The sequence below is a fragment of the Streptomyces sp. NPDC015127 genome, assembly GCF_043080095.1.
Classification (GTDB): Bacteria; Actinomycetota; Actinomycetes; order Streptomycetales; family Streptomycetaceae; genus Streptomyces.
The window spans coordinates 1-24,560 of the sequence record NZ_JBIBVE010000032.1; the positions used below are offsets into that span (position 1 = coordinate 1).

Genomic DNA, 24,560 nt, shown 5'->3' on the forward strand with positions numbered 1-24,560 from the left:
GTGCCCCGCAGAACCTGATGCGCTGGACGCTGACCCGCGCGATCAAGGAGACCCTGGTCCCGCCGACCGACTACACCTACCCGCACATGGGCTGACACCCAGTCAGCCGATCAAAGCCCCCGGGCGCGGATCTCCCTCACCTGCGTCCCGGGGCCCGTACGTCCCTCACCCGCGTGCACCGTCTCCGGATGGCACTGCCACCTCGGCCGCGGCCCAGGCGCGGTCCGTGCCACCGGCACCCTCCGCCGCCACGGACGTCTCCGGCCCGGTTTCCGACCAAGGACTCAACTATGCTCCGTTCCACGCTCCTTGCCGCTTCCCGCTCGCCACGTGCTCGCGCAGTCGTGGAGAACCTGCCGCCGACCCGCGCGATCACCAAGCGCTTCGTCGCAGGTGACGCCCTCCCCTCGGCCATGGCGGTCTGCAACGAGCTGGTGGCTTCCGGCCGCCACGTCACCCTTGACCACCTGGGTGAGGACACCCTGGACGCCAGTCAGGCGGCCGCCACCGTGCAGGCGTATGAGAAGCTGCTCGCCGCGCTGAAGAAGACGGGCCTCGCGACCGGTGCCGAGGTGTCGGTGAAACTCTCGGCCGTCGGTCAGTTCCTGCCGGCTGGCGGCGAGAAGATCGCGTTGGACAACGCCCGCCGCATCTGCGAGGCAGCCGCCGACGCAGGCACCACAGTCACCCTGGACATGGAGGACCACACCACCGTCGACTCCACCCTCGGTATCGCCCGTGAACTGCGTGCCGACTTCCCCTGGCTCGGTGTGGTGCTCCAGGCGTATCTGCACCGCACCGAGGCCGACTGCCGGGACTTCGCCGGCGCCGGTTCCCGAGTGCGGCTGTGCAAGGGCGCCTACAAGGAGCCCGCATCCGTCGCCTTCCAGACGAAGCACGACGTGGACGAGGCGTACGTGCGGTGCCTGGAAGTGCTGATGGCCGGGGACGGCTACCCCATGCCGGCCTCGCACGATCCCCGCATGATCGCCCACGCCGGTCGGCTCGCGGAGTGTCACAGCCGCAAGAACGGCGACTTCGAGTACCAGATGCTCTACGGCATCCGCCCTGAGGAGCAGCAGCGGATCGTCGCCGACGGCGGCACCATGCGCGTCTACCTGCCCTACGGCCAGGAGTGGTACGGATACTTCATGCGGCGCCTCGCCGAGCGTCCCGCCAACCTGACCTTCTTCCTGCGCGCCCTCGCCACTCGGAGCTGACTTCCTGGCGCCGCGACAGTGGTCCCGCCTGTCCGCTGCCCTGCGGGCACGCGGGACGCCCCGCGGAAAACTGCTCGCCGGCTGTCGCCACGACCTGGCGACAGCGAAGACGGCAGCGCAGCCACCGAGCGCGGAACGGCGGGCCCCGCGGCACACAGGAGAGGTTCCGAGGCGTGAAAGCGCACAGGGACGAGGAACTACGGCAAGTCTCCGGGCGGCAGCCGCAGTTGCAGCATCGCCATCAGGCGCTGCTGCGGATGGGAGAGATCCAGCCCGGTCAGCTCCTCGGCCCGCCGGATGCGGTACCGGAGCGTGTTGCGGTGGATGTGCAGCTGCGCCGCCGCGGTGGCGAGGTCCCCGAAGGCGTCGAGGTACGTCAGCAGCGACGCCACGTACTCGGTGCCGCTTCGCCGGTCCCGCTCCGCAAGCGCGGTGAGCCGCGGGTCCCGCAGGTCCGGTCGCTCCGCGAGCACCGCGAGGACTTCGCCGGTCAGCACCTGCGCCCATACCTCGTCCAGCGACGCGACCTCCGCCACCACCCCGCCACGGGCCATCGCCCCGAGCACCCGGTCCACGTCCCGGCGGGACAGCGCCGCACCCGAGAGGTCGGGAGCGATCGGCCCGACCGCTGCCTGCAGCGAAACCCCGAGGTGGCTCTTCGCCGCCTCCACGATCTCCCGCGCCCAGCCCCTGACAATCGCGGGGGTGAGCCCGGCCGGCATCTCGGGAAGCAGCACGTAGACGTGAGTGCCGACCGGCGCCACCAGGGCACTGTGGTGCCGGGCGGCCGCGTGCACCGAGATCAGACCGGTGACCTCGGCCCGGGTGAACTCCACCGAGCCTTCCTGCTCATTGCCTTCCTGCCGGTCTCCCCCGCCGCCGGCCGCACCTCTGTCAAGAGGCCGGAGTGCGAAGCCGATCACGGCCGCCGGCCTGCGCTGGTCGAGCCTCAGGTGCATGGCCAGGGACTGTGGTCCGGTAGAACCGTCCAGAAGCCCGGCCACCAGCGTCTGAGTGAGCCGTGTATCGGCGGAGACCTCGCGGCGGCGACGCACCAGGTGCAGCGCGGCCACCCGCGCCGCGCCCAGCAGCGCCTGCTCGGAGCGGGGGGCGAGCGGCCGGGAGCCCTCCTGCACCCAGATGGTTCCCAACGGCTGGTTCCTGGCCCTGACGCCGATCGCCAGCCGCCGCCGGATTCCCAACTCCGGGTGCGCCTCGACGGCGATCACCGTGTCGGAGGTCCGCAGGTGCTCGAAGACCCCCCACTCGCGCATCGTGGACAGGTACCGCTCCGGCCCCTGCCGGCCGAGGATGGACATACGGCGCAGGTCGTCCCCCTCGTCCGAGGAGCGGGAGTAGGCCAGGACCCGGTGCGCGGTGTCCTCGATGCTGACGATGCCACCGGTCAGCACCGCGGTGGTCTGGGCCAGCGAGAACAGGTCGCCGTTCGCCTCGTGCTCAGCGGGTGCCACGGGCTCACCGCTGCCGAGGACGGTGCGGACCAACGAGTCCACGCACTCCCAGCGGGTCTCCCGGCGTACCGACAGCAGCGCCACGCCGGCCTCCGCGGCTGCTTCGCCGAGCATGGTGGTCTGTCCTGGCCTGTCGAGCTTGATCACGACAGCCGCTGCCCCCGCCGTGCCCGCCGCGCGCAGCACGGGCAGCACTGCGCGGCCGCGCACCCCGACGGCGAGCACCAACTCGCCGGGCCGGACGGCCTGCGCCGGGTCCTCGGTATCGAAGATGCCGACCTCGCACACCTCGACGTCCAGGCCTGCCGGAGCGGCCTGCAGCTCCAGCAGCGGCTCGGTCTGCGACATCAGCAGATGCCGCAGACCGACGCGGGACTCTGCCGTGGACGGCGGCCCTTCATCGCCGAACGCGTCGGGCGAGAGAGCGTCCCTGACTACACCGTCGAAGGAGTGCTCAGACGTCGAAGGCGCAGTCATCGGAACGGTAGGGGTCGCAGTCGAGGCAACGGGGGGTCCGGCAACCGCTGCATCTGATGAGCAACCGGCCGCAGTGGCATCGGCGGTCGCTGCGATCGCCGGAGGTCCTGTCCACGCCCGGTTGGCGGCTGATGCCGGCGGTACCGGTGCCGGGACGCGTGCTTGCGGTACTCATTGGTCTGCTCCGATCGGTGGCCGTGCGGCGGGTGGCGCAGCACTCCGGCGCGGGTGGCCCAGGCAGTCGGCCGAGAAGGCGGAGGGCAGGCGTACGGCCGCCATGCCTTGATTCGCCGTGCGCCGGAGGCGACCCGGAATCGCGCGTACGCCGAACGTAGAGCGGCCTCTGCCCTCGCACCATGGACAGATGTCACACGCCTGCCCCCTCCTGTGCCGACACGTGCTCAAGGCAGTACGAGGGACGTGCTTCAGTTGCCTGCCGCACTGCGGCCACGCCGTGAGGCGAAGCGCTGCGGGGCGAAGGGGCGTGCTGTGGGGGCAATGTGGGAGGCCTGTTGTCCTCCCTTGACCTCGGCGGAGATCAGTTCCGCCGTCATGGGTGCCAGGGTCACCCCGAGCATGCAGTGTCCGCTCGCGACGAGCACGTTGTCCTTGCCCGGCAGTGGCCCGATGACGGGCAGTCCGTCCGGCGTCATGGGGCGCAGTCCCGTCCAGCCGTGCGGCTGTGACGTCGCGGGGAAGCGCGGAAGGTACTCATGGGCGGAGCGGACGATGCCGCGCAGGCGATGCCGATCGATGGTCGCATCGGAGCTGCCGAACTCCATTGTTCCGGCGAACCGCAGCCGGCCCGACAGCGGTGTGACCGCCACCTTCGCCTCGCCGAGGTAGACCGAGTGCCGCAGCCTCACCGTGCCGCTGGTGTCGTCGAACCCGTATCCCTTGCCGGGCTGGATGGGCAGAGGGAACCCGGCCAGCCGCGACAGCGGAGCGGTGTGCACTCCCGCCGCGAGGACGAACAGGTCGCCGCCGACCTCCTCGCCTCCGGCGAGAACGGATGTCACCGCCTGGCCCCGGGTCCTGATGTCGGTGACCGGGCTGTCGTACAGGAACCGGACACCGAGCTCACGGCAGCGGATTTCCAGGCCCTTGACCAGGGTTGCCGGGTCCACGTGCCGTTCCTGCGGACACTGGAGGCCCGCCTGCACGTGCCCGCCGAGCGCGGGCTCGAGATCCCTGAGCTCGTCACCGGAGAGGGGGACGGCGGTGTGGCCGATCCGCTCCAACGGCGCTGCCGCCGCCTGGTATCCCCGCATGGCCTCCCGGGTGTGGAAGACCATGAGCTGGCCCGTGCGGTGGTACTCGAACCGCACGCCGTCCTTCTCGTACTCGTCGAACAGAGAGACCGTTCGCTCGTTGAGGGAGACAAGCGCCTCCAGGCCGTGGTGGAAGTCCTGGGGATTGCAGTGGCGCAGCATGCCGGCCATGAAGCGCACATGCTCGGGACGCGGGGAGGGCCGGACGTACAGGGGGCTGTCCTTCCGGGCCATCCACCGCAGCGCCTTGCCGAGCATCCCGGGTGCAGGCACCGGGGCCGACATGATCGGGACGATCCACCCGGCGTTGTTGACGGAGGCTCCGACTCCGCCGCCGGCCGCGTCCACAACGGTGACGGCCAGGCCGTCCTGTGCGAGCCGGTAGGCGGTGGCCAGTCCGACCACGCCCCCACCGACGATCACTGCATTGTCTGCCATCGTTGCACTTCCTGTCGTCAGGGCGGATCGAGCCGGATCAGTGGAGGAACTTGCCGGCCAGCAGCTGCGCGATGGCCCAGTCCTGCATGGCGACACCGACGGTCTTGAACACGGTGCGCTTGCCGTATTCGGCAGCGGGGGCGGTCAGCGCGGTGCCCAGCTCGGTGAGGGCGTCCTTGGAAATGGCGCCGGCTTCCAGGGCGTGGATGATCTCGCCGGACTCCTCGAGGACCGCGTCGAGTTCGTCGATGACAACGGTACTGTCGGCGAGCAGTTCGTCGGGCAGCTCGCGCATGGTGGGACGGTACGCCCCGATGGCGTTGACATGCACCTGGGCGGGCAGCGCGGATGCGGGAAAGAGCGGGCTGGTCGCGTTGGTCGCGCAGCAGACGATCTCGGCCTCCTGCACGGCCGACTCCGCGTCGGTCGCGGTCAGGAGTTCCACGCCCGCCAGCTCGGGTGCCAGTGTCTCGAGGAGGGCCCGGGCGCGCTGCGGGTCGGCGTCCACGACGGTCAGCTGACGCAGCGGCCGGACCGCGTGAACGGCACGGACCTGGTCCGGGGCCTGCCCGCCGGCACCGATCAGGGTCAGCCGCCCGGCCTCGGGCGCGGCCAGGAGGTCGGTGGCGACACCGACCGCCGCGCCCGTGCGCAGGGCCGTCACCGCACCGGCATCGGCCACCAGGTGGTCCAGGCGGCCGGTCTCGCTCCACACCACGGTGCCCGCGATGGCGGGCGTGCGCTGGAAGTTCAGGCTCAACGTCTTGATCATGGCCGACGCCGACGACCGGTGATGGGCGGACATCACCAGGAACTGCCCGTCCCGCAATACGGTGCGGGTGGGCATCTCGAACTCCCCGCCGGCGAGGTCGACGAAACCGCGCCGTACGGCATCGATCGCCTCGTGCATCGTCACGGCCTCGCGGATGTCATGGCCAGTGAGGGTGATGGTCTTCATGGTGCCTCTTTTCGTCGTCGGAGAGTAAGGTATTACACCTTACGCCGAGCAACAAGGGTCAGGTCGTCGACGGCCTGGGCCTTCCGTGTTATGTATGAGGTGTGACCACTTCTCGCCCGGCAGCAGTGCCTGCCCGCAGCCCGCAGCTCAAGTCAGTCAGCCTCCGGGAGCAGGCACGGGAGGCGGTGCGGACCCGGATCGTGCTGGGGCAGATCGCACCGGGCGAGGTGGAGAGCGTCATCAACGTGGCCGCGACGCTCGGCGTCTCGGTCACACCCGTCCGAGAAGCGATCATGGATCTTGCCAATCTCGGCATGGTCGAGATCATCCGCAACCGCGGATTCCGGGTTCCGGTGCTCACCGACCACGACCTCGACGAGATCTTCCGCATTCGCACCATGCTCGAAGCGCCGGCCATGGCCGAGGTCGCCCAGGTGCTGGACGGGGCACCCGTCCCGCAGTTCCGGCAGCTTGCCGAGCAGATCACCGACGCCGCACGCGAGGGGGACCTCACCTCCTTCCTCGACCTGGACCGGCAGTTCCATCTCGGCCTGCTCGAACTGCTGGGCAATCGCCGACTCGTGGCGATGGTCGGCCAGTTGCGCGACCAGGCGCGTATGGAGGGTCTGCAGAAGCTGGCGGACCAGGGCGAGTTGACCCAGTCCGGCGAGGAGCACATCGCCATCGTGGACGCCATCGAATCGGGGAACGGCGAGCTGGCCACCGATCTCATGCGCAAGCACCTCACCCACAGCCGCGGAATCTGGGCCGGCCGCGCAGAGGGCGACGCCTGACGGAAGGCGCCGCGGGCGGCGCCGACGCCCGGTCGTTGCCGCCCGCCGGGGCACTGCCCAGGAAGCACCACCAGCAGTGCCGGCACCACGCACGCACCGAGCGGCCTCGGCACGAGTTCCGCTCTGCATGAGCGTCTCCCCCCATGCCCGACCTCCAGAGTTTTCCGGCTGCGCGGCGCACCAGATGCCACCCGGCAAGCAAATACTGGAAAGATGGACATATCGGCGCGTTATCGGCAATGGCGTGCGGGGAGCGCTCGGCCCGGGAGCGAAGGACAGCTCCCGCGAGGATCGCGGAGGCGGCGCCTGCGCTCGCTTCTGAGCGCGCGGACGGTCGCCGGCCAGGTGTTCATCCTGCAGCTGGCGGTGGTGGTGGTCCTCGTCGCCGCAGCGCTGGTGGCGCTGGTCTTCCAGGCCCGGAGCCAAGGCAAGGAAGCGGCCCGCAGCGAGGTGCTTTCCGCGGGCGAGGCGTTCGCGAACTCTCCTGGGATCGTGGAGGCCCTCGACGGCCCCGACCCCACGGCGGTGCTGCAGCCGCTCACCGAGAAGGCCCAGGAGCGGTCGGGGCTCGACGCCATCGTCGTGTCGACGCCGGAGGGGATCCGCCACACCCACCGCGACCCGGGTCTGATCGGGAAACACGTCGTCGGCCCGTACGAGCAAGCGGCGCAAGGCGAGGCGTTCACGCATATCGTCGTGGACCCCCTGGGCCTGTCGGTGTATGCGGCGGTCCCTGTCTTCCGGCCCGACGGCTCGGTCGCCGGCATCGTGTATCCCGAGATCACGGTCGAGAACGTGAACAAGGCCGTGGAGCGGCAACTGCCCGTGCTCTTCGGCGCCGCGGGCGGCGCGCTCGTTCTGGCCGGTGGCGGGTCGGCGCTGGTGAGTGGACGGCTGCGGCGCCAGACCCGTGGCCTCGGCGCGGCCGAGATGACCCGGATGTACGAGCATCATGACGCGGTACTGCACGCGGTGCGCGAGGGTGTGCTGATCATCAGCGGGGACGGACGGCTCCTGCTGGCCAACGACGAGGCACAACGGTTGCTGGACCTGCCTGCGGACGCCGAGCATCGCCAGGTCACCGACCTCGGCCTGGCGCCGGGCACCGCCGAGCTGCTGTACTCCGGACGGACGGCCACCGACGAGGTGCACCTGGCCGGGGACCGGCTGCTGGCTGTCAACGTGCGGCCCGTCGACCAGGGCGGCCAGGGCGGCCGGGCGGGCAGTGTGGCCACGCTGCGCGACACCACCGAGCTGCGCGCCCTGGCCGGCCGGGCCGACGTGGCACGGGAGCGGCTGAGGCTGCTGCACGACGCCGGGGTCCGCATCGGCACGACGCTGGATGTGGTGCGAACCGCCGAGGAGCTGGCCGAAGTGGCCGTCCCCCGGTTCGCCGACTTCGTCACCGTCGAGCTGCAGGACCCTGTGCTGGAAGGTGAGGAGCCGGAGGGCCCGAGCACCGAAATGCGCCGGGCCGCCGTCCGCGGCATCCGCGACGACCACCCCCTCAGCCCGGTCGGCCAACTGATCCGGTTCGTCACCGGCAGCCCCGTGGCCGCCGGTATGACCACAGGCCGCGCGATCCTCGAGCCCGACCTGGCCGCCTCCGGCAACTGGCGTTCCCAGGACCCGGAACGCTGCGAGAGGGTCCTTGAGTACGGCCTCCACTCCCTGATCTCGGTACCACTTCAGGCACGCGGGGTCGTGCTGGGCACAGCCCAGTTCTGGCGTTCGCAGAACCAGCCCTTCGAGGAGGACGACCTGTCCTTCGGCGAGGAGCTGACCGCCCGGGCGGCCGTGTGCATCGACAACGCCCGCCGTTTCACCCGCGAGCACGCGATGGCCGTCACCCTGCAGCGCAGTCTGCTGCCCCAGGAGCTGCCCGAGCAGTCCGCCGTCGAGGTCGCGTATCGCTATCTGCCCGCCCAGGCCGGGGTGGGCGGTGACTGGTTCGACGTCATCCCGCTGCCCGGTACCCGGGTCGCCCTGGTGGTCGGCGACGTCGTCGGCCACGGCCTGCACGCCGCTGCCACGATGGGCCGCCTGCGCACCGCCGTCCACAACTTCTCCACCCTGGACCTGTCACCCGACGAACTCCTCGGTCACCTCGACGAACTCGTCTCCCGTATCGACCAGGAGCACACCGCCGAGGGCGACGGCGCGGCCATCACGGGCGCCACCTGCCTGTACGCGATCTACGACCCGACCACCGGACGCTGCACCGTGGCCCGAGCCGGTCATCCCGGCCCCGCCCTCGTCCACCCCGACGGCACCGTCACCTTCCCCGAAGTTCCCGTCGCCCCGCCTCTCGGCCTGGGCGCCAGTCTGCCGATCGAGGTGGCCGAACTGGACCTGCCCGAGGGCTCCCGCCTCGCCCTGTACACCGACGGACTCGTCGAGGACCGCAACCGCAGCCTCGACACCGGCCTGGAACTCCTGCGAACGGCCCTGGCCCATCGCGACCAGACCCCGGAACAGACCTGCCAGACGGTGTTCGACGCTCTGCTGCCCGCCCGCCCCAGCGACGACATCGCCCTACTGGTGGCCCGCACCCGGATCCTCGACCCCCACCAGGTCGCCGACTGGGAGGTGACGGACGACCCCGCCGCCGTCGCCCCCGTCCGCGCCGCCTGCGCCCGCCGGCTGGAGACCTGGGGCCTGGACCAGGTCGCCTACACCACCGAGCTGATCGTCAGCGAACTGGTCACCAACGCCGTCCGCTACGGCGCTGCCCCCATCCGGCTCCGCCTGCTGCACGACCGCAATACCCTGATCTGCGAAGTCGCCGACGGCAGCAGCACCTCCCCGCACCTGCGCCGGGCGGCCGCCACCGACGAGGGCGGGCGGGGACTGTTCCTCATCTCCCAGTTCGCCCAGCGCTGGGGCACCCGGTACACCGCCCGCGGCAAGGTCATCTGGACCGAACAATCCCTCCACGACGGCGCACCCGAACCTGCTGAAGCCATGGGCGACAACATCCTGGACCAATGGGACGATGCGGCACTGTGACCCCGGCGCCGGTGCGGTGCCGGGGTGCTACGGCGGCCTCGACCTCGGAGGATCCCCGGGGCCGCACCACGAGCGCATTAACGCCACACCTCTTGACAGGGGACTGGAAGCAGCCAATGCTCTGCGTAAGGCATTACACATCACGCCGCCATAGTGATCATGGTGAGGTATTACACCTCACTTCATGGTGAAGGGGCCGGTCTCGCCGCCCGCGGTCGGCTTCTCCGAGCACCGCTCGAACCGGCTCCTCTGCTCGCCGCGTGGTCGGCCTCGTCCGGGCCGCCGACTGACATCAAGGAGGACCTGTGAGCACTTCGCTCATCGATGACGCCAGCTTCCGGCCGTTCCACAAAAAGATGTTCGCTCTCACGGCAGGAGGGCAGTTTCTCGACGGCTACCTGCTGAGCATCGTGGGCGTCGTCGTGCTCGGCATGAGCACAGACCTCGGCATGTCGGCGAGCCAGGAGGGCCTGATCGGCGCCTCCGCGCTGGTCGGCCTGTTCGTCGGTGGTCTGATCTTCGGGCGGGTGACGGACCGCATCGGCCGTCAGCTGCTCTTCACCCTCCACTTCGTGGTGATCGCCGCGGCATCCATCGCGTCGATGTTCGTGAACGACCCCACACTGATGGTCGCCCTACGGTTCGTCATCGGCATCGCGCTGGGCGCCGACTACGCCATCGGCAGCGCCCTGCTGTCGGAGTGGCTGCCGACCGCACAACGCGGACGTGTCATGGGAATGCTCATCATGGCGTGGTTCGTGGGAGCCACGGCCGCCTATGTGGTCGGCTACGCGCTCATCAATCTCGTGGACGCCGAGGCATGGCGTTGGGCCCTGGGCAGCGCCGCGATCCCGGCCGTGGTGTTCATCATCGCCCGCATCGGGACGCCCGAGTCGCCACGCTGGCTCGTCAGCCGCGGACGCGTGGAGGAGGCGCAGGCGGTACTCACCCGCGTATACGGCGAGGAGGCCACCCCCGAGGCGGTGGAATCCCTCGTGACACAGGAGACGGCACACGGCCTGGGCTTCGCCGAAGTGTTCCGTGGCGACTACCTCAAGCGCACCGCCTTCGTCGGCCTGTTCTGGCTGCTGCAGATCGTGCCGCTGTTCGCCATCTACAGCTTCGGCCCGACGATCCTGAGCGCCTTCGGGATGTCCGGCAGCAGCGATTCGATCATCGGGTCGGCGCTCATCAGCCTGCTGTTCCTGGTCGGTTGTGTCCCCGCGCTGCGCCTCATCGACACCCTGGGACGACGCCCCCTCATCGTCTGGTCGTTCGCGCTCATGGTCATCCCGCTCGCGATTCTCGGACTGGCGCCCACCGCCCCGGTCGCCGTCGTTCTCGCGTGTTTCTGCGCCTACGCCCTGTTCTCCGGGGGCCCCAGCATCCTCGAATTCATCTACCCCACGGAGCTGTTCCCGACGGAGATCCGCGCCACCGCAGTGGGGGTCGGCACCGCCATCAGCCGTATCGGTGCCGCCATCGGGACCTACCTGCTGCCCATAGGACTGGACCGCATCGGGGCCGGCCCGACCATGCTGATCATGGCCGGGATCACCCTGCTGGGATTCGCGGTCTGCCTCACGCTGGCACCGGAGACCCGTGGTCGTCGCCTCGCAGACGCCTGCAGCGTCACATCCACCGTTACCAAGTCCCCTGTCCAGCCCGCCGGTTCCGTCGCGCACTGAATCCGGCACACCGGCAGCTCGCCCTGATCAGCTCGGTTAGCGCGATTGGACATCCCGCCGCGGTCCCCTCCACCCACATCAGGTGAAGGGGGCCGCGGCGCGTCTGCTCCGGCGCCGCCTTGCGAACTCTCGTCAATCCGCGGGCCCATGGCCGTGCCAGGCCCTGCTGACGTGCAGTCAGCCGGTTGGCTCCTGACGCCGAGGTGCATGCCGCACACAGCGATCTGTGTCCTCGGTGCGGGCCACCAGGAGGTCCGTGACCGCCGTGTGGTGGTCACGCCTCCATGACAGCATCGCATTGGGCGCAGACGAGCTGGGCGTGCTCCGGTGTGTACCACGATGAACCGGGGTGCTCCGAGGGCTTCCAGTCAGCCGCCTCCATGGCGAAGGTGTCCTGGCCGCAGAGGGTGCGCGGCCCCGGAGCGGTGGAGGATCCGGGGGCGGCGTTCGCCGCGTGTACGCGGCGGACAGGGTGGCCCTCAACCGGTGATGTGCCGGTGGAGGATCGCACAGCAGGCGGCTGATCGAGCTCATACATCACGAAGATCTCGCTCATGCTCCGACAGTAAGCCGACACGGCAGGTCATGCAGTACTGCCGTGGGCAGGCGCGAGATCCCTCCTGCCGGCGACGAGACCCTTATGGCGCGAGCGCCCCGGGTGGCCGCCCTCTATGGTCGCTTCGTCGGGACTGGCTGAAGTGCCGGCCAGCGGGCGAGCATGCGTCGGCGCATGCCGGTGGTGAGGCGGCTCACGCCGCTGAGAGAGGCGTCGCCGGCCGTCATCTCGCTGACGACACCGAGTCGGTGGACGAGCCGCTGCCGGGCCGTCGCCGTGCCCCATTTCCAGTCCCGGTTCGGAATCCGGGCCAGGTGGTCCTTGCTTTCGCGGCGTGCCCGTTCGACCAGCGCGTCGCCGCGGATCAGCCAGCCGGTGCACGCGTCGGTGAGGCCGTACTGGGTCTCGGAACCGGTCGCGGTGCGCCATGCGGTGCGGTATGCGCGCTCCGCCCGTTCCAGCAGCGGCTCCGATGCCGACGTGACACACCAGCAGGTCGGGAAGCCGATGCGCAGATAGGCCAGCTCCATCGAGCCGCTGCCGAGTGACGCCTGCTCGAAGTCGATGAATCTGATTCCCGTGGCGGTGTGGAGGTCGTTTCCAGGGCAGGGATCCCCGTGGAGAAGGGCATGGCCGGATGCACGGTCGAGCCGGTTCACGAGGGCGTCGAGTTCGTCGGATACGCCAGGCGTGACAGGAACCTGGAGGGACACGGCCAGCCTGAGGAAGGAGTCGATGTCGGCCCGGTTCGGGCCCTGCCATCGGGGAAGTACGCCGGCGTCCTCCGGACGGGCGGTGGCATGCAGCCGTGCCAATGCGGCTGCATAGTCGACGATCCAGTCGCTGGACGGGCGTCGGTGATCCAGATGCTCCAGCACCAGCACCCGCTCGCCGGGATCGGTGGCCAGCAGCGCGGGCACCACGGGCGTGTCGGCTCGGGCGGCGAGCCGCAGGGCGGCCACCTCGCGGGCGTATCGCTCGTCGGCATCGGGGCCGTCGACGATCTGCTTCACCACCGCCGGTGTCCCTGGCAGCTCGACGCGCCACACACGCGAGCGCGGGCTGCTTCCCAATCTGCGAGAGCGCCTGGGTGATCCCAACTCGGCCCGTAACTCGTCCCCGAACGTCAGTCGTGACCACATGGGCTCATCCTTCCACGCGGCCGACGGGCACTGCTTCGCTGCGGATGCCCCGTGACGGCGTCAGCGGCCCTTGCGTACCCGGGCCGCCGCGCGGGCTTCCGCGGTCCTGCGGGCCTCGGCGGCCTTGCGGGACTCCTTCGCGGGGCGGCCGGGACGGGTGCCGAGGCCGCGGAAGGGCGCGTTGCTGGTGCTGGTCTTCGTCCCGGACGGCGGGCGCTTCGCCCCGGTGATGGCGGTCAGCTTCGCGTCGCCGGAGCGCACCTGCGTGGTGGTCGGCCGGATCCCGGCGTCGGACATCATCCGGTTCACATCGCGCCGCTGGTTGGGGGTGACCAGGGTGACGACGTTCCCGGATTCCCCGGCGCGCGCCGTGCGCCCGCCACGGTGCAGGTAGTCCTTGGCGTCCGCCGGCGGGTCGACGTTGACGACGAGGTCGAGCGCGTCGATGTGAATGCCCCGCGCCGCGACATCGGTGGCCACCAGCACGGTGATCTCACCGTCCTTGAACTGGGCGAGCGTGTGTGTGCGCTGCGGCTGCGACTTCCCGCTGTGCAGCGCGGCAGCCCGTACGCCGCTGGCCCGCAGGTGCCGGGTGAACTGGTCCACACCGGCCTTGGTCTCCAGGAACATCAGGACCCGGCCGTCCCGTGCCGCGATTTCGGTCGCGGTCGCGTACTTGTCGGCGGGGTGGATGTTCAGCACGTGGTGCTCCATCGTGCTGACCGAGCCCGCCACTCGGTCGACCGAGGCGAGTACCGGGTCGTGCAGGTAGCTGTGCACCAGCTGGTCGACGTTGCGGTCGAGCGTGGCCGAGAACAGCAGCCGCTGCCCGTCGGGGCGGACCTGGTCCAGGATGTCCGAGACCTGCGGGAGGAAGCCCAGGTCGCACATCTGGTCCGCCTCGTCCAGCACCGTGATCCGCACCCGGTCCAGGTGGCAGTCCCGGCGGGACACCAGGTCGGCCAGCCGCCCCGGCGTCGCGACGACCACGTCGGCGCCGGTCCGCAGCAGCGCCGACTGCCGGTTGATCGACAGCCCGCCGACCACCGTCGCCAGTCGCACCTTCAGCGCCTGTGCGTAGGGCTCCAGCGCGTCGCTCACCTGCTGCGCGAGTTCCCGGGTGGGCACCAGGACCAGTGCGAGCGGCCGCTTCGGCTCCGCTCGCAGTCCTGCCGTCCGGACGAGCAGCGCCAGTCCGAAGGCGAGGGTCTTGCCGGAGCCGGTCCGCGCGCGGCCGAGGACATCGCGGCCGGCGAGCGCGTGCGGCAGGGTCGCCGCCTGGATCGGGAAGGGGTCCTTCACGCCGAGGGCGGTCATCGCCGTCATCAGCTCCGGCGGCAGCCCGAGTGTGTCGAAGGACTCGGCCGGCGGCAGGTCCGGGGTCACCGTCTGCTGCGTCGACAGCTCGCCGTGCGGCGCTGTGGCCCGCTGCGGCCTGTCGGCACGGGAGAGTCCAGGGGCCGGCGGCTTCGCGTTCATGGGGAACCTTCCTCGGTCGGGCGCCCGGAACGTGCCGGGGCCCGTACCTTCTGGTACGGGCCCCGGCGGTGTCGAAGCGTGCCCCGATTTTACCATCGCGGCCGATGCCGGGCCGGGGCGTGGGCCTGCGGCTCCCCCCTGTGCCAGGGTTCGCACCCGGCCGGTCGTCGGCGTCGTGGCCGCCTACAGTCCGTACGTCGTGCCGATGATGTCCCGCTGGATCTCGCTCGGCCATGTCCGCGATGCGGTGCTTGAGCGCCTGGAACGAGCCGATCGGCCGGCCGAACTGCTCCCGCTGCCGCACGTACGCGAAGGTGTCGTCGAACGCGCGCCGGGCGACGGCCAGCATCAGCGCGGCGAGGATCATCCGCTCCAGATTCAGCCCGGCCATCAGCTGCTTCCATGCCTGGCCGGGCGTGCCGACGACGGCGGAGTCCGGTACGAGGTAGCCGCCGTCGGTGCGCTCCGCGCGGCAGGTCAGCGCGCCCACGTCCGACCGGGCACCGGGCTCGGACATCGAGACGGCCTCGACGCGGCCCTTGACGCGCCTTCGAGCACGATCCGCTTCTGCTCGTCGGTGCCGAACCTCTCGTACGCCGCCGCGGCGATGATCGTGGTCCCGAAACCGCTGATCGGCGCGACCCCGGCCCGCGCCGCCGTACTCCTCGGGGAGGCCGATGCCCAGCCGGCCCAGATCCGCCATCTTCTCGTAGAGCTTCTGGTTGTGCGGCTCCCGGCCGCCCTCGGTCAGCTCGTCCGCTTTTCCTTGGTGCCGCACTCCCGGCGGCAGAAGACCGTGTTCACGAGGTGGAGCACGGTGCGCGTCAGCGCCGGAGCAGGGCGTGTACGAGCCACCTCAACGGCAGGGCCGTCAACCCCTGCGCGGTCCCCGTCAGGGACCTGCGGCCGACCGACGAAGTCACCACGATCGAGGGACTTCCGGCCACGGTGGGCGCGGACCTGCATCCGATGCAGCGGGCGTGACTGGACCACGACGTGGCTCAGTGCCGGCTACTGCCAGCCCGGCCAGATCATGGCCGCCGTGGCGTTGGTCCGCCGCGTCGCGGAGGAAGGCCGCGAGATCACCGAGGACGACCTCGACGGCATCCGCAACATCTGCCGCTGCTGCACGTATCCCCGTATCCGCGAGGCGATCAGGGCAGGCGCCGAGGACATGTGAGGACGGCCCGGGTTGTGGTGCGGGGCCCGGTGGTACGGGGTGACGGCGGTGCGCAGTCACTCCCCGACCGCACGACACACTCCCTGTCGGACGGCGTTCGCCACGCAAACCAGTCGGGAAACGCGGCCACCATGTCGGGGTCCCCGTCGAGCCGGATGAGGCCCGCGCGCGTGGCGGCCCGGAGCGTGGTGGTCGCGGCCACCACCCGGTGCATCTCGCCGAGATCGCCGGTCACCCACAGGTCGATGTCGTGCCCGGGGTGTTGGCGACACGCGCTGACATCCCCGCGGGCGAGTACCAGCCACGCGTGCTCCCCGGGCTCATCCCGCGGCGCGAACTCGACCACCACGCGCCGATCCGGCAGGCTTTCGGGGCGCACGTACTGCCGGAGGCGCCACAGCAGCCATCCGACGTCGAGCTGTTCGCGCTCCGGATCGCCGAAGCACCAGCGCCGTGCCCAGTCACCGAGCTGCCACACGAGCGGCTCGAGCTGTGCTCCTGACTCGGTCAGCCGGTATGCGGGCCGGCCGTGATCGTCGAGCGTGCGGGTGAGGAGCCCGCGTGACTCCATACGGCGCAGCCGCGAAGAGAGCAAGGTACGGCTGATGCCCGGCAGGCCGCGGTGGATGTCGTTGAACCGGCACGACCCGAGCAGCAGTTCACGCAGCACGAGCAACGTCCACCGGTCACCGACGGCTTCGACCCCGGCTGTCACCGGGCAGTACTCGATCCCCCGCCGCACCGCTCGCCCTCCGGTCCACTTCTTGTACCACCCGTAGCCCGTCAGAGCATAGGACGCTGGTGCCGGCCAGACGACGAGAGAGAGCCACTGTGTCCGAGACATCTATGCCCTCCACAGCCTCCACCTGGGCAGCCGGCGACTACCCCGCGATGGCGCGGCGCCTGGTACCCGCGGCCGACCGCGCCATCGCCGCCACCGGGCTCTCGCCGGGGACGACCCTGCTGGACGTCGGCTGCGGCACCGGCAACGCCGCTCTGGCGGCGGCGCGCCTCGGCGCGGTCGCCACCGGCACGGATCCCACGCCCGAACTGCTTGCTGTCGCCGCCGGGCGTGCCCACGACGAAGGCCTCCCGGTTGCCTGGCAGGAGGCACCCGTCGATCGGCTCTCCGGTGTCTACGACCGGGTGGTGTCCGTCTTCGGCGCCATGTACGCACCCAATGCCCGCCGTGCCGTGGCCGCCATGGTGGAGCGCTGTGCGCCGGGCGGACGGATCGTATCGGCCGCGTGGACGCCGGACGGCTTCATGGCGGCGGCCAATCGCACGATGGGCCGGTACCTTCCACCGCCTCCCCCAGACGCGCAGCCTCCCAGCCACTGGGGCGATGCGGGCAAGGTGCGCGAGTGGTTCGCCGCACCGGAGGTGAAGGGGGTGATGGGGGTGGCCACGTCCATCGACCACGTGCGCTTCGAATTCGCTTCGCCCATCGAGGCGGCCGAGTTCTGGGTACGCGCCGCCGGTCACCTCCAGACCGAACGACGTCGGCTGGAGGCGTGCGGCGCATGGCAAGCCCTCCACCACGACCTGGCAGCGCTCTTCGCCGAGTGGAACACGACCCCGGTGGCGGGCGTGCGGGTCGAGTCGGCCTACCTGCTCGCTGTGGCCACCCGCTCGACGTGACACGTGCATGGTGATGAAGGGGCCGGTTTCACGCATCCGGCCGGGCGGGCCGTCGCGACCACCGCGAAGCGACGAACGACGGTGCAGATGAAGGGAGTCATCGCCCCACGGCGATGACTCCCTTCATCGGTCACATGCTCCTACGTCACCGCCAGGTTCGCGGGTCGTACCACCTGGGGCTGGTCCGCGCGCCGACGATCAGGTCGGCGGCTTGATTCAAGATCTGCGGCCAGCCCCAGGCCACGGCCGCGCCGAGGACATCCCCCGCCTACGGGACAGGTCGGTGGCCGGCGGTGCTGCCTTCTCGTAGGCGGCATGCTCGGCGACGAGCCGGACGAGGTCCGGGAGGTCAGTGGGGTGCGCGCCGCACCCGCGCCAGGCCCGTGCCTGTCACCTGACCGCGCCTTCCAGGACGTCGTCGCGCCATGCTGCCAGCCGGTCTTCGAGCGGCCGGTGTCCGTCGAGCACGTGCCGGCTGAACGCGTTGCGTTCGTGGGCCAGTACGGCCGCTTCCCACACGCACGGCGCGAGGCCCGTTCGGCCCGGCCGCAGCTGTGCGACATCCCCGGCCGGCCCGGTGAAGATGGCGAGGTCGGACATATAGCCCTCGATCCACGTGTGTACGAGGACGTAGTCGCCGTCCCCGCCCGCGTGCATCAACAACACGGCAAGCCCGAGGGAGCCCCTCAGGTGGGCAGATGACAGATGATCGGCTGTGATCCGCAGCGCGGCCTGCGCGTCCTGCGGCGCCACGGTCCGGCCAGGCGCCTCTATCGCATACGACTTCACCACGTGTCCGGTGACCTCACTGCTGCCCAGCGAGCGCACTGTGCGCGCGTGATAGCCCTCAGCGAGCGCGAGCAACCCATCCGGGTCGGCGATGGGCGAAGACTGCTTGAACAAAGCCGGTTCATGATTGGTCATACGGTCATGATGCACGGCCGTGACGTGTCGTCGGGCAGGGTCACCACGCCGGTGGTCGACCACATGATCGACGGTGAACCGGCCGCCGTGGGCCCGCCTCCGGGCCGCCGACGAGGTCACTGGTCGACGCCGAACCCAGCGCAGGAGCCGGCACCACACACCTCTCGGGTCATTCGGCGGACGACGCGTCCCTGAAGGTCGCGGCGAGTTCGCTGCGGGAACGGATCCCGAGCTTGGAGTAGACGTGTGTCAGGTGGTACTGCACGGTCTTGACCGAGATGAACAGCTCCAGCGCTGTCTGTTGGTTGGTGGCCCCGGCGGCGACCAGGCGGGCCACGGCCTGCTCCTGCGGGGTGAGCCGGGCCATGCCCGGGGCGGCGCGGTTGATGTGCAGGCCGCCTGCCTGCAGTTCACGGTCGCAGCGTTCGATGTAGGTGCGGGCGCCCAGGGTGGCGTAGGCGTCACGGGCGTTCTTCAGGACCGTGTCGGCCTCGCGGCGTTTGCCGGCGCGACGCAGGGTCTGGCCGTACGCGAAGTTGACCCGGGCGCGGTCGTACGGAAGGGGCAGGTTGTCGAGGTGGGCGAGGGCCTGGTCGAACTCCTTGCGTGCGGCGTCGACGTCACCGCGCGCGGCGGTGAGCCGGCCGCGGGCCAGGCCCAGGCGTGCCTGCGCGGAGCGGCGGGCGCGGTGAGCGGCGCGCTGCTCGTGCGGGGCGAGGAAGACGTCGGCCTCGTCCAGGTGGCCCGTCATCACCAGCGCGTTGGCGTACACGTCCGGCCAGGGCCAGAACCCCGGTTCGTCGACGGACCCGCGGGCGGTGAGCTGGACCACGGGAGACAGGGCCTCGACGACGCGTTCGTAGTCGCCGCGGGCCTCGGCCACCTGGGCGCGGGCCAGGCAGGCCGGGATGAGCATGGTCTCGTAGTGGTGGAGGTCGGCGGCGGCCTCGCTCACGTGGTGGTCGGCCGCTGCCCAGTCGCCGCGGAGGGCGTGGATCTGTGCGCCGGTCCAGTGGACCAGCGGGCGGACCGGTTCGATACGGACCTCGGCGAGCCGGGCGGCGGCACGTTGCACCGTCTCCAGCGCCTCCTGCCATGCGCCGAGTGCGAACTGGGTGCGGGCCAGCCAGCCTTGTGCCCACAGGGAGATGCGGGTGGAGCCCATCCGGTAGCCGGTGGGGACCGCTGCCTCCAGTCTGCGGCGGGCGGCTTCGGGTCGGTCCATGGCGAGATCGACCCAGCCGCGGCCGAGTTGGAAGCGCTGTGGCTGGGCGCCGCGGGGGAACGAGGCGGCGGCTGCTTCGTAAGCGGCCAGGGCCTCGTCGGGCCGGCCGCTCATCGCGAGTCCCAGGCCCAGGACTGCCTCCGATTCGATGCCCGACGGGTCGTCCGCCTTCGCCAGTTCGAGCGCTCGGCGGGCCCAGGTGACCAGGTCGGGCCCGTCCCAGCGTCCCAGGGCATGCAGGACGCGACGCTGACAGATCATTGCCATCAGCTCGGGCTGGCGACGGGGGTCGCAGCGCTCCTCCGCGTCGGCCAGGAAGGTTTCGGCCTCCGCCGGCCGACCGCGCATGAGCGCCAGATAGCCGAGGACGACGTCGCGGAGGGTGCTCGCCGGGAAACTCTCCAGCTCGGCGGCGAACGCGGCGGCCTGCGGGACGTCGCCGGCCCCGACCATGGCGTCGACGGCACGCAGCAGCCGGTCCTCCCGGGTGCTGCGGCCGGTGCTGAGCCTGCTGGCGCGGACGAGGGTGTCGGCCACTTGGGACCACTCCCCCGCGGATGCGCGTTCGGCGGCGTACCGGTCGAGTTCGTCGGCCAGGTTCTCGTCGGCCGTCGTGGTGGCCGCGACCCGGTGGATCAGCTGCCGGCCGCGGTCCTCGGTGATGGCCGCCGCGCGGGTGTGCAGCGCTGCCCGGCGGGTCAGGTCGATGCCGCTGAGAACGGCGGCACGGGCCAGGGGGTGGGCGAACGTCAGCTGGGGGCGTCCGGGGTCGAGCGTCACGGTCAGCAGGCCGGCCGCCCGGGCCTCGTCCACGGCGGGCAGCGGTGCGTCCAGGCCCGCGAGCGCGGCGGCATCGGTGAGCGAGGCGTCCTCGCCGAGGACCGAGCAGGCCTCGACCAGGGCCCGGGCGGCCTCGCCGCAGCGGGCGAGGCGGTGGTGGACGGCGGTGGCGTAGCGGGCGGGGGCGGGGAGTTCGGGGCGCCAGTCCTGCCAGGTCTCGCGGGGCAGCTCGTTCAGCAGCTGGATCGCGTGGCGGGGGTTGCCCCGGGTGTGGCGGCACAGGTGCCGGGCGGCGTGCAGGTCCAGGGCGAGCCCCGTCGCCTCGCGGGCCAGGGCGCGCACATCCGGCGGGGTCAGCGGCTCGGGACGTACGGCGTTGTCGCGGCAGCCGTCGAGGAAGTCCTGGACGGCGAGCACGGACGCGGGCAACTCGGTGGGCCGGCCCGGCACTTCGTACGGCTCGTCCCGCGCGACCAGGACGACGAGCACTCTCCCCGTGGACATCCTGCGCAGCGCCGACCGGATGGCACGCAGGCTCTCCACATCGGCCCAGTGGGCGTCGTCGACGACCACGATCACCGGTTCCCGCTCCTGCCGGGCCGCCCACTGGCGGTGGAGCAGGCGGCTGGTGTCGAGCACGGCCTCGGGTGCCGTCGGGTCGGGCAGGGTGGCGCCGCTGCCGTTGCCGTGGACGAGCTGTTCGGCGATGCCGAGGGGCAGACCGGGCTCCCAGGACACCCCCGCGACGCGCAGCACTCCCGCGTCGGTCGCGTGGTGGGCGAGGACGTGCTCGACGAGTGCCGTCTTGCCGATGCCCGCCGGGCCCTCGACCAGGATCAGCTCGGGGCGGCCGGAGCGCGCGGCGCTGATCGGGCGGGCCAGCGCGGCGATCTCGCCGGCCCGCCCGATCAGGCTTCGCTGCAGCTCAGGGCGGTCATTCATGTGCCAGCACGCTAGCACCGCCGCCGGGCAGCGGGCCGGGTGCGGGGGCCGCGGGGGCCGGGGAGCGTTCGGCGGCCTGACGCGGGACGAAGCAGGTCACGAGCGTGCCGAGGACGGCGACTCCCGCGAAGACGTAGAAGGCGTCTGCGGGAGGCAGGCCGGCGCCGATCAGCGCGCCTCCGACCACGGGACCGCCGATGCCGCCCAGCCGGCCGAACCCGGCGCACCAGGCGACCCCGGCCGCTCGGGCCACGGTGTCGTAGTAGTGGGACACGAAGCCGTAGATCAGCACCTGGGTGCCGAGCGTGCCCACGCCGGCGACGGCGACCAGAATCAGCAGCAGGCCGAGCGGCAGGCCCTGTGTGAGCAGGGCCAGGGATACGGCAGCCAGCACGAACGTCGTGGCGATCACCCGCTGGGGGCCGAACCGGTCGGCGACCCGTGAGGCGATCAGGCCGCCCACGATGGCCCCGCCGTTGAGGGTGAGCAGGAAGACCAGCGAGAACGACGCGCCGTAGCCGCTCTGGCCCATGATCTCCGGCAGCCAGGTGTTCAGGGCGTAGGTGAGCAGCAGGGCGGAGCAGCTCGTCAGGCCGAGGAGGAGGGTGGCCAGGGCGTAGCGGCGGGTGGCGAGGGCGGCGAAGCCGATCTTGGTCTTCGCGGCGGCCTCCAGCCCCGGTTCGGCGGCCGCCTCACTCGGTGCCGTCCCCGGCAGGGGAACGCCCGTGCGTTCGGAGACCTGGCGGGCACGGACGGTGTGACCGCGGGCCTGCAGCCACTTCGGTGATTCGGGCAGCCGGAGCAGGGTGACCGGCAACAGCACGACGAGCGGCGCGGCGCCGAAGAGGAACAGGACGCGCCAGTCGCCGCCGTCGGAGGCGAGCAGCGCCAGCAGGGCCGCGAGGACGCCGCCCGCGGGGACACCGGAGTAGACGATCGCGTTGTAGACGTTGCGGCGGTGGGGCGGGGCGAACTCGGCGATCAGGGCTCCGACGGTGGCCACCAGTGCGCCCACCCCGATTCCGGTGAGGAAGCGCAGGCTACCGAAGACGGTGAGATCGGTGGCGAACGCGCTCGCGCCCATCGCGACCGAGAACCACACGATGCCGGTCACCATGACCCGGCGCCGCCCGATGTGGTCGCCGACGGCCCCGGCGATCAGGGCACCGACCATGACTCCGATGAGGGCGTACGAGCCGAGGGCGCCGGCCTGGGCCGTGGTGAGTGTGCCGAGCTGGCTCGGGTCGCGCAGCAGGACGGGGACGACGGTGCCGTAGACCACGAGGTCGTAGCCGTCGAAGACGAGCGCGACGGTGGCGATGGCGACGATCCGGCGCAGTGTGGCGCTGCCGTGGGTCGGTGGTTCTGTGCTCCTGAGTGTTCATCGTGGGACCCCATGTTCAGGTGAGCGGATGGGTGTGCTCCGCTGCCCGGCCGTTGGGAGGGACGTGGCCGGGCAGGGGCGTGCCGGGGTGGGGGTGCCCGGGCAGGGGGTGCCGGAGTGGGGGATGCCCGGGCAGGGGTGCTGGGTGCGGATGCCGAGGTCAGCCCAGGTCGCCGCCGCCTACGGGCAGCACCGTGCCGGTGATGTAGGAGGCCTCGTCGGAGGCGAGGAAGCAGATCGCGGCGGCCTGCTCCTCCGGGGTGCCGTAGCGCTTCATCAGGGAGGAGTCGATGGTCTGGTCGACGATCCGCTCGTACCAGGCCTTCTCCTGCTCGGTGCGGGGCCCGGGTCCTCGTGCCACACGGCGCGGCGGCGCGTCGGTGCCGCCGGCGGCGGTGGCGACGACCCGGATCCCGTACGGCGCGACCTCCATGGCGAGGGAGGCGGTGAGGGCGTTGATGCCGCCCTTGGCCGCCGAGTAGGGGATGCGGTGGACGCCGCGCGTGGCGATCGAGGAGACGTTGACGACCGTGCCGGAGCGTTGGGCGATGAGGTGGGGCAGGGCGGCGCGGGCGGTCCAGAGGGTGGGGAAGAGGGACCGCTGGATCTCGGCCTGGATCTCGTCGGGGGCGTAGTGCTCGTAGGGCTTGGCCCAGATGGTGCCGCCGACGTTGTTGACGAGGACATCGATCCGGCCGAGCAGTCCGAGGGCCTCGGCGACGGCGGACTGCGCGCCTTCGTAGGTCTCCAGGTCGGCGAGTACGGCGTGGGCCTTGAGGTCCTCGGCGGCTTCCCGGACCGTCTCGGAGCGGTCCACCAGGACGACCTCGGCGGACTCGGCGGCCAGGCGCCGGGCGACCGCGAGTCCGATGCCCTGGGCGGCACCGGTGACGACGGCCTTCTTGCCGGCGAACCGGAACGCGTGGGTGGTGGTCACGCTCACGCCGCCTCCGCCGTCTTGTGTGCGGCGGCCGGGGTGAACTTCTCGTAGTGGAAGCTTGCCGGGATCACACCGAGGCCGGTGATGTGACCGCGGACGGCCTCCACCATGGCGGGCGGTCCGCACAGGTAGACGTCGGCGGCGCCGTCGTGGAGGGTGCCGGCGTCCATCAGCCCGGTCACGAAGCCCTTGTTGCGCGCGGAGCTGGACGGATCGGCCACACAGTGGTCGAAGGTGAAGCCGGGGATCACCTCGGCGTAGTCCTCCAGGGTGTCCAGGTGGACGAGGTCCTCGTCGGTGGTGACGCCGTAGAGCAGGTGCACCGGGTGTTTCACCGGGTCCTGTGCCAGGCGCTCCAGCATCGACAGCAGCGGGGCGAGGCCGGTACCGCCCGCGAGCAGCAGTGCGGGGCGGGTGACCTCACGCAGGTAGAAGCTGCCCATTGGGCCGGTGAACTCGATGCGGTCGCCGACCCGGGCTCGTTCGCCGAGGTAGCCGGACATCGCGCCGCCGTCGACGGAGCGGACCAGGAAGGAGATCTGGTGCTGCTGGGGGCCGGAGCTGAAGGAGTACGAGCGGGTCTGGTCGGTGCCGGGGACGGCGATGTTGACGTACTGACCGGGCAGGAAGTCCAGCGCCTGACGGTTGTCGACTTCGAGTGTGAACTCGACGGTGGTTGCGTGGCGTTGGATGCCGGCCAGGGTGGCGGTGTGCGTGGCCGCGGCGGTCTTCGCGGCGGCCGAGGACGACGGTACGCGCAGAACGAGGTCGCTCTGCGGTGTCATCTGGCACGGCAGGCAGTAGCCGGCTGCCGCCTCGTCGTCGGTCAGCGCCTCGTCGATGTAGTCGCCGCCGTCGTAACTCCCGGACTCGCACAGAGACTTGCAGGTGCCGCAGGCGCCGTCGCGGCAGTCGAGGGGGATGTTGATGCGTGCCTTGTAGGAGGCCTCGGCGACGGTCTCGTCGGGACGGCACTCGATGAAGCGCGTGATGCCGTCCTCGAAGTTCAGGGCCACGTGGAAGGACATGCGAATGCTCAT

General features: G+C 71.1%; 17 protein-coding genes and 2 pseudogenes. 6 read left to right on the plus strand and 13 right to left on the minus strand.

The genetic code is table 11. The features are described 5' to 3' along the window. The first annotated feature begins 290 nt into the window (after positions 1–290). Positions 291–1,220, plus strand: coding sequence for a proline dehydrogenase family protein (locus tag ACF08N_RS35275; RefSeq protein ID WP_392328826.1), 930 nt, complete (start codon positions 291–293; stop codon positions 1,218–1,220). Between the two features lie 197 nt (positions 1,221–1,417). Here the strand turns inward: ACF08N_RS35275 and ACF08N_RS35280 are convergent, their stop codons facing one another. The 3 genes from ACF08N_RS35280 to ACF08N_RS35290 all read right to left on the minus strand — a co-directional run bounded on the left by ACF08N_RS35280 (position 1,418) and on the right by ACF08N_RS35290 (position 5,836). Further along, complete coding sequence (locus ACF08N_RS35280) at positions 1,418–3,169, minus strand: PucR family transcriptional regulator (RefSeq protein ID WP_392328827.1); 1,752 nt, start codon at positions 3,167–3,169, stop codon at positions 1,418–1,420. Positions 3,170–3,594: 425 nt separating this feature from the next. Continuing rightward, on the minus strand, positions 3,595–4,878 hold the full coding sequence (locus tag ACF08N_RS35285; RefSeq protein WP_392328828.1) for an NAD(P)/FAD-dependent oxidoreductase: 1,284 nt from the start codon (positions 4,876–4,878) through the stop codon (positions 3,595–3,597). Between the two features lie 37 nt (positions 4,879–4,915). Next, on the minus strand, positions 4,916–5,836 hold the full coding sequence (locus tag ACF08N_RS35290) for an ornithine cyclodeaminase family protein (RefSeq protein ID WP_392328829.1): 921 nt from the start codon (positions 5,834–5,836) through the stop codon (positions 4,916–4,918). Positions 5,837–5,937: 101 nt separating this feature from the next. Here ACF08N_RS35290 and ACF08N_RS35295 point away from each other — a divergent pair, with 101 nt between their 5' ends. The 3 genes from ACF08N_RS35295 to ACF08N_RS35305 all read left to right on the plus strand — a co-directional run bounded on the left by ACF08N_RS35295 (position 5,938) and on the right by ACF08N_RS35305 (position 11,327). Continuing rightward, complete coding sequence (locus ACF08N_RS35295; protein WP_392328830.1) at positions 5,938–6,630, plus strand: GntR family transcriptional regulator; 693 nt, start codon at positions 5,938–5,940, stop codon at positions 6,628–6,630. 213 nt (positions 6,631–6,843) lie between these two features. Further along, a complete protein-coding gene (locus tag ACF08N_RS35300) occupies positions 6,844–9,639 on the plus strand; it encodes a SpoIIE family protein phosphatase (protein ID WP_392328831.1) in 2,796 nt (931 codons plus the stop codon). Between the two features lie 305 nt (positions 9,640–9,944). Further along, complete coding sequence (locus tag ACF08N_RS35305; protein WP_392328832.1) at positions 9,945–11,327, plus strand: MFS transporter; 1,383 nt, start codon at positions 9,945–9,947, stop codon at positions 11,325–11,327. A gap of 274 nt (positions 11,328–11,601) precedes the next feature. On the opposite strand, the gene ACF08N_RS35310 is transcribed toward ACF08N_RS35305, so the two are convergent. The 4 genes and pseudogenes from ACF08N_RS35310 to ACF08N_RS35325 form a co-directional block, all read right to left on the minus strand. Then, positions 11,602–11,883, minus strand: a complete 282-nt coding sequence (locus ACF08N_RS35310; protein ID WP_392328833.1) for a hypothetical protein — start codon at positions 11,881–11,883, stop codon at positions 11,602–11,604. 113 nt (positions 11,884–11,996) lie between these two features. Then, positions 11,997–13,025, minus strand: coding sequence for a phosphotransferase (locus ACF08N_RS35315; RefSeq protein WP_392328834.1), 1,029 nt, complete (start codon positions 13,023–13,025; stop codon positions 11,997–11,999). A gap of 60 nt (positions 13,026–13,085) precedes the next feature. Beyond that, on the minus strand, positions 13,086–14,504 hold the full coding sequence (locus tag ACF08N_RS35320; RefSeq protein WP_392328835.1) for a DEAD/DEAH box helicase: 1,419 nt from the start codon (positions 14,502–14,504) through the stop codon (positions 13,086–13,088). A 229-nt stretch (positions 14,505–14,733) separates the two neighbouring features. Beyond that, positions 14,734–15,332, minus strand: a pseudogene (locus ACF08N_RS35325) (acyl-CoA dehydrogenase family protein); the annotation flags it as partial. Between the two features lie 9 nt (positions 15,333–15,341). On the opposite strand from ACF08N_RS35325, the pseudogene ACF08N_RS35330 reads away from it, so the two are divergent. Continuing rightward, positions 15,342–15,684, plus strand: a pseudogene (locus ACF08N_RS35330) ((2Fe-2S)-binding protein); the annotation flags it as partial. Here ACF08N_RS35330 and ACF08N_RS35335 read toward each other — a convergent pair. Further along, positions 15,659–16,528, minus strand: coding sequence for a winged helix-turn-helix transcriptional regulator (locus ACF08N_RS35335; RefSeq protein ID WP_392328836.1), 870 nt, complete (start codon positions 16,526–16,528; stop codon positions 15,659–15,661). The pseudogene ACF08N_RS35330 and the gene ACF08N_RS35335 overlap by 26 nt on opposite strands. Before the next feature lie 2 nt (positions 16,529–16,530). Here ACF08N_RS35335 and ACF08N_RS35340 point away from each other — a divergent pair, with 2 nt between their 5' ends. Continuing rightward, entirely contained in the window at positions 16,531–17,325 is a 795-nt protein-coding gene (locus tag ACF08N_RS35340) for a class I SAM-dependent methyltransferase (protein ID WP_392328837.1), read from the plus strand. A gap of 390 nt (positions 17,326–17,715) precedes the next feature. Here the strand turns inward: ACF08N_RS35340 and ACF08N_RS35345 are convergent, their stop codons facing one another. The 5 genes from ACF08N_RS35345 to benC all read right to left on the minus strand — a co-directional run bounded on the left by ACF08N_RS35345 (position 17,716) and on the right by benC (position 24,560). Next, positions 17,716–18,249 carry a hypothetical protein gene (locus ACF08N_RS35345; protein WP_392328838.1) on the minus strand — a complete coding sequence of 178 codons (534 nt, stop codon included), beginning with the start codon at positions 18,247–18,249 and terminating at the stop codon, positions 17,716–17,718. A gap of 169 nt (positions 18,250–18,418) precedes the next feature. After that, entirely contained in the window at positions 18,419–21,196 is a 2,778-nt protein-coding gene (locus tag ACF08N_RS35350; protein WP_392328839.1) for an AAA family ATPase, read from the minus strand. Beyond that, positions 21,189–22,478, minus strand: a complete 1,290-nt coding sequence (locus tag ACF08N_RS35355) for an MFS transporter (RefSeq protein ID WP_392328840.1) — start codon at positions 22,476–22,478, stop codon at positions 21,189–21,191. The genes ACF08N_RS35350 and ACF08N_RS35355 overlap by 8 nt, the downstream gene beginning before the upstream one ends. Before the next feature lie 262 nt (positions 22,479–22,740). Beyond that, the gene (locus ACF08N_RS35360; RefSeq protein WP_392328841.1) at positions 22,741–23,517 is read right to left on the minus strand and encodes a 1,6-dihydroxycyclohexa-2,4-diene-1-carboxylate dehydrogenase; all 777 of its coding nucleotides are present in this window, start codon (positions 23,515–23,517) and stop codon (positions 22,741–22,743) included. A 2-nt stretch (positions 23,518–23,519) separates the two neighbouring features. After that, the gene (gene benC / locus ACF08N_RS35365; protein ID WP_392328842.1) at positions 23,520–24,560 is read right to left on the minus strand and encodes a benzoate 1,2-dioxygenase electron transfer component BenC; all 1,041 of its coding nucleotides are present in this window, start codon (positions 24,558–24,560) and stop codon (positions 23,520–23,522) included.